Below are 3399 nucleotides of genomic sequence, written 5' to 3'. Positions count from 1 at the left end.
GTAACTGGAGCACCAGTTCAAGCCTCACCACACTTAGCATAACACCTCCAACTTCGGTAAGTGCTCTTGCTGTCACTGATGCTAGTATCACAATAACCTGGAATGATAACTGCGCTTTTGAAGATGGGTATATACTTGAGGAAGATGCTGGCTCAGGGTACAATGAAATCGCTGATCTAGCAACGAATACAACATCTTATACCCAGACCAGTTTATCCCTGAACACTGAATACACCTATAGAGTTATCGCCTATACAAATAGTAATCAGGCTGATCCTATCTATACAACCGCCCTTGAAACTGAATTTCCAGTTCCATCTGCTCTGTCAGCGATTCCAATTGCCAATGATGAAGTTGAGCTGAACTGGACGGATAACACATCATTTGAAACTGGTTTCAAGATTGAACGCGCTGAGGGTGCCGGGTTTGTTCAAATCGGTCTGGTTGGTGAGAATGTAACGACCTATACCAATGCTGGTCTTTCATCCGGCATGCTCTACACATACCGGATACGGGCCTATACCGCAGACAACAACTCTGAGTACAGTTCCGAAGTATCTTCAGGATATGTTATTGTGCCAGCAGGACCCTATGCTTATGGGAATGACAATCCTGTTTCAATAAATACAGACCTGGATGAGGATTTCCTTATGATGCATTATGAGGTCACAAACGCGCAATACGCATCCTACCTCACAGCAGCAATGGGTGCTGGTGATTTCACACTGGTGAATACAAACACGGTAGAAGGCCCCTATGACGGAGCCAATGATGCTCACTTTGGCGCTGGAAACTACGAGTATATTGACCTGAACGATGCTGCGGGTGGCCATATTTTCTATAACACCGGCAGTTTCTACGTTCACTCCGGGTATGAGGATCATCCTGTAACAGAAGTCACCTGGTTTGGCGCAGACGCTTTTGCAGATTACTATGGATTAAGATTACCAACAGAATTTGAGTGGGAGAAAGCTGCCCGTGGGGATTTAGCGTATAATTATCCCTGGGGGAATGATGGCCCGACGTGTGAACTTGCTAACTTTTCAGGCTGTGCCGGTGAAACTCAGGCCGTGGGTCTGGCCACTGGTGCTAGTCCTTTTGGTATTCTGGATTTGGCAGGGAATGTCTGGGAATGGACGGCTAATTACGATGGTGCCACAACTGAACGGGTTCTCCGAGGTGGTAGTTATAGCAATGCCGCTACTAGTTTACAAACTTGGTATCGTTATTCCAGTGGACCTGAAAATGCCAGCGCTAACGTTGGTTTTCGTTGTGTTATTAACAATTAATCACTGGATATGTATTCAATGAAAATCCAATTCGTAAAAACATGGACGCGCACCCTTGCTCTCCTCTTGATCGGATTGCCCATAACTATGCTGGCTCAGGAATTTGCCACACGCTGGGTGCCGGTGAACCCGAGTGCCAGAAGTAGCGCCCTGGGTCGCATGAGTGTTATGGATAATGGCAGCAGTGCTTTGTTTCATAATCCAGCGGCATTGGGCCATTTTGAACAGTTAACCATTGGTGGATATGCCAGTCTAAATACATTATCACAGACCAGTGGACACCTTGGATCTCTGTCTAGTAGCGGTAAAACCCAAACAACAGCGTTAAAGGCACCGCTGAATCTGTCCGTCATTTATCCATTTCCTGATTTGAGTTACGATTATGTAAAAATGGCCTATGGAATAGGTTACAGTCGCTATTTCCAGTGGGTGGATGAACATAGCTGGTCATTTCAGGAAGATGAATCGGATTATGATCGAGTGCTAGCTGGTTCTCCTGGCGTAGATGTGATCCATGTGGGAGCAGGCGCTCGTATGTGGGATCGATTCTCAGTTGGAATGACTGTCCATTATATTCCCAGTGGAGATTATCACAGCAGAGATGTAATCTATATTGATGATGTGTATAAACGCGGGTTCGCTCAAACTTATACCACCGAAAGTGTGACGTTTGTGAGTACGGGCATGTTATTGACAGTGGCTGACTCTCTGGATATTGGATTCAGCATTACAGCGCCCTTCGAATGGTCGACCAAGAATTATTGGACCAGCGAAAACACCATCCTCAGGGAACATACCCTGTATAAGGCGCCCCTTTCACTGGGATATGGTCTCACCTTCACAAAAGGGTTGATTCGAATCAATTACGAGGGCAATATAAATCACTATTCCAACATGGAATTAGATGACTGGCCCATTGATGTTGAAGATGGTATAGGAAATCGCCTGGGATTAGAATACACCTGGAATACCACAAAAATCCGGACTGGATTTTATGCTGATAAATTACCTGCAACCAACGGAAGTGACCAGGCCCCTGTTCCCATATCAGGCATCACGTTTGGCGCGGGCTTTCCTCTGGGAAAACTGACGGTAGATGTTGCTGTGGATCATTACTCGTGGACCAGTGAAGCATTTATGAATTCTTTGCTCGCGGAAAATGGCGACTATGAGGACAAAATCTCCGGTAATATTTTTCTCCTGGAATTGAATTACCTTCTTTCCTATAAAATTCAACGTTTCTAATAAAAAAGGGCTCCACATAGGAGCCCTTTTTTTAAAAATTTTTCAAGTGTGATTAATTCAGAATTCCCACATCATCACCGGCATCTGCGATAGAACTGGCAAACTCAATTTTATCCGCTTTGTGGTAAAGAATACCAGAACGACGACCAAACTGACGGGCTTCGTCATAATTCAGCATGTAGACATCACCTCGTTCTCTCCAGCGCTTGTTCATGGTGTCTTCCACCTGCATGGGAACAACCATCCAGACTTTATCGCCATACTTGATATTGCCACCATGCCCATAACGGGTGATCAATTCACGACTTAAGGCCAAAACTCCTGGAAATATCTGTTTGTTGCTGGCCGTAATATTGGGCGTGTCATCGGTTTGATTAACGAGGGCATTATAAGCTGTGAATACCAGGGGGTGACCTTCAGTGAACAGATCCAGAGCTGCTGCCATTTCTTCAATGTAAGTTGCCAGTGAATCTTTGAGCTGCATTTCCTCAGCTAAAATATTTTTTATCTCAGCCGAGTGTTTTGCTTCACGATTGACCTGAAAGCCCCAGAACAGGAGCAGGATCATTGTGTAAGTAATTAAATGTCGGTGTTTCATGTTTCCTCTATCAGAATTTTTTTTGATTATATGTAAGTTGGGTTTTTTCATGTGGTTATTGTCTTTGGGCCGCTATTATAGACGGGAGCATAGGGGTCAACAAGGGTTAAATGACATTATTTTGTTACTTAAAAACACGGCGTGACCAATATCACAAAGACCTTCTCCCTTCCTGATCCAATTTAGACAAATCATTAATAATATTAGTGATAGAGATCATATCCAGGCATATATCATTTTTTGATCGGTTCTACCCTGGTGGAAAGC

Annotated in this window: 3 protein-coding genes; 2 read left to right on the top strand and 1 reads right to left on the bottom strand. The window is 44.3% G+C overall.

Annotated features, from left to right (window positions below; all coding sequences use genetic code 11):
• On the top strand, window positions 1–1289 hold a 1289-nt coding region (locus tag U9Q77_06230), incomplete at its 5' end, for an SUMF1/EgtB/PvdO family nonheme iron enzyme (protein ID MEA3286956.1).
• Between the two features lie 18 nt (window positions 1290–1307).
• Window positions 1308–2534 carry a hypothetical protein gene (locus U9Q77_06225; GenBank protein ID MEA3286955.1) on the top strand — a complete coding sequence of 409 codons (1227 nt, stop codon included), beginning with the start codon at window positions 1308–1310 and terminating at the stop codon, window positions 2532–2534.
• 52 nt (window positions 2535–2586) lie between these two features.
• Here the strand turns inward: U9Q77_06225 and U9Q77_06220 are convergent, their stop codons facing one another.
• Complete coding sequence (locus U9Q77_06220) at window positions 2587–3132, bottom strand: hypothetical protein (protein ID MEA3286954.1); 546 nt, start codon at window positions 3130–3132, stop codon at window positions 2587–2589.
• Window positions 3133–3399: the final 267 nt, after the last annotated feature.

The organism is Candidatus Neomarinimicrobiota bacterium (genome assembly GCA_034716895.1).
Classification (GTDB): domain Bacteria; phylum Fidelibacterota; class UBA8477; order UBA8477; family JABMPR01; genus JABMPR01.
Note: the sequence above shows the minus strand (reverse complement) of the source record. Positions and strands in the feature narration are given on the sequence as shown.

What these genes read in the sequence shown, in the direction of transcription:
- U9Q77_06225 (MEA3286955.1), top strand. Translation starts at nt 1,308, where the DNA reads ATGAAAATCCAATTCGTAAAAACATGGACGCGCACCCTTGCTCTCCTC.
- U9Q77_06220 (MEA3286954.1), bottom strand. Translation starts at nt 3,132, where the DNA reads ATGAAACACCGACATTTAATTACTTACACAATGATCCTGCTCCTGTTC.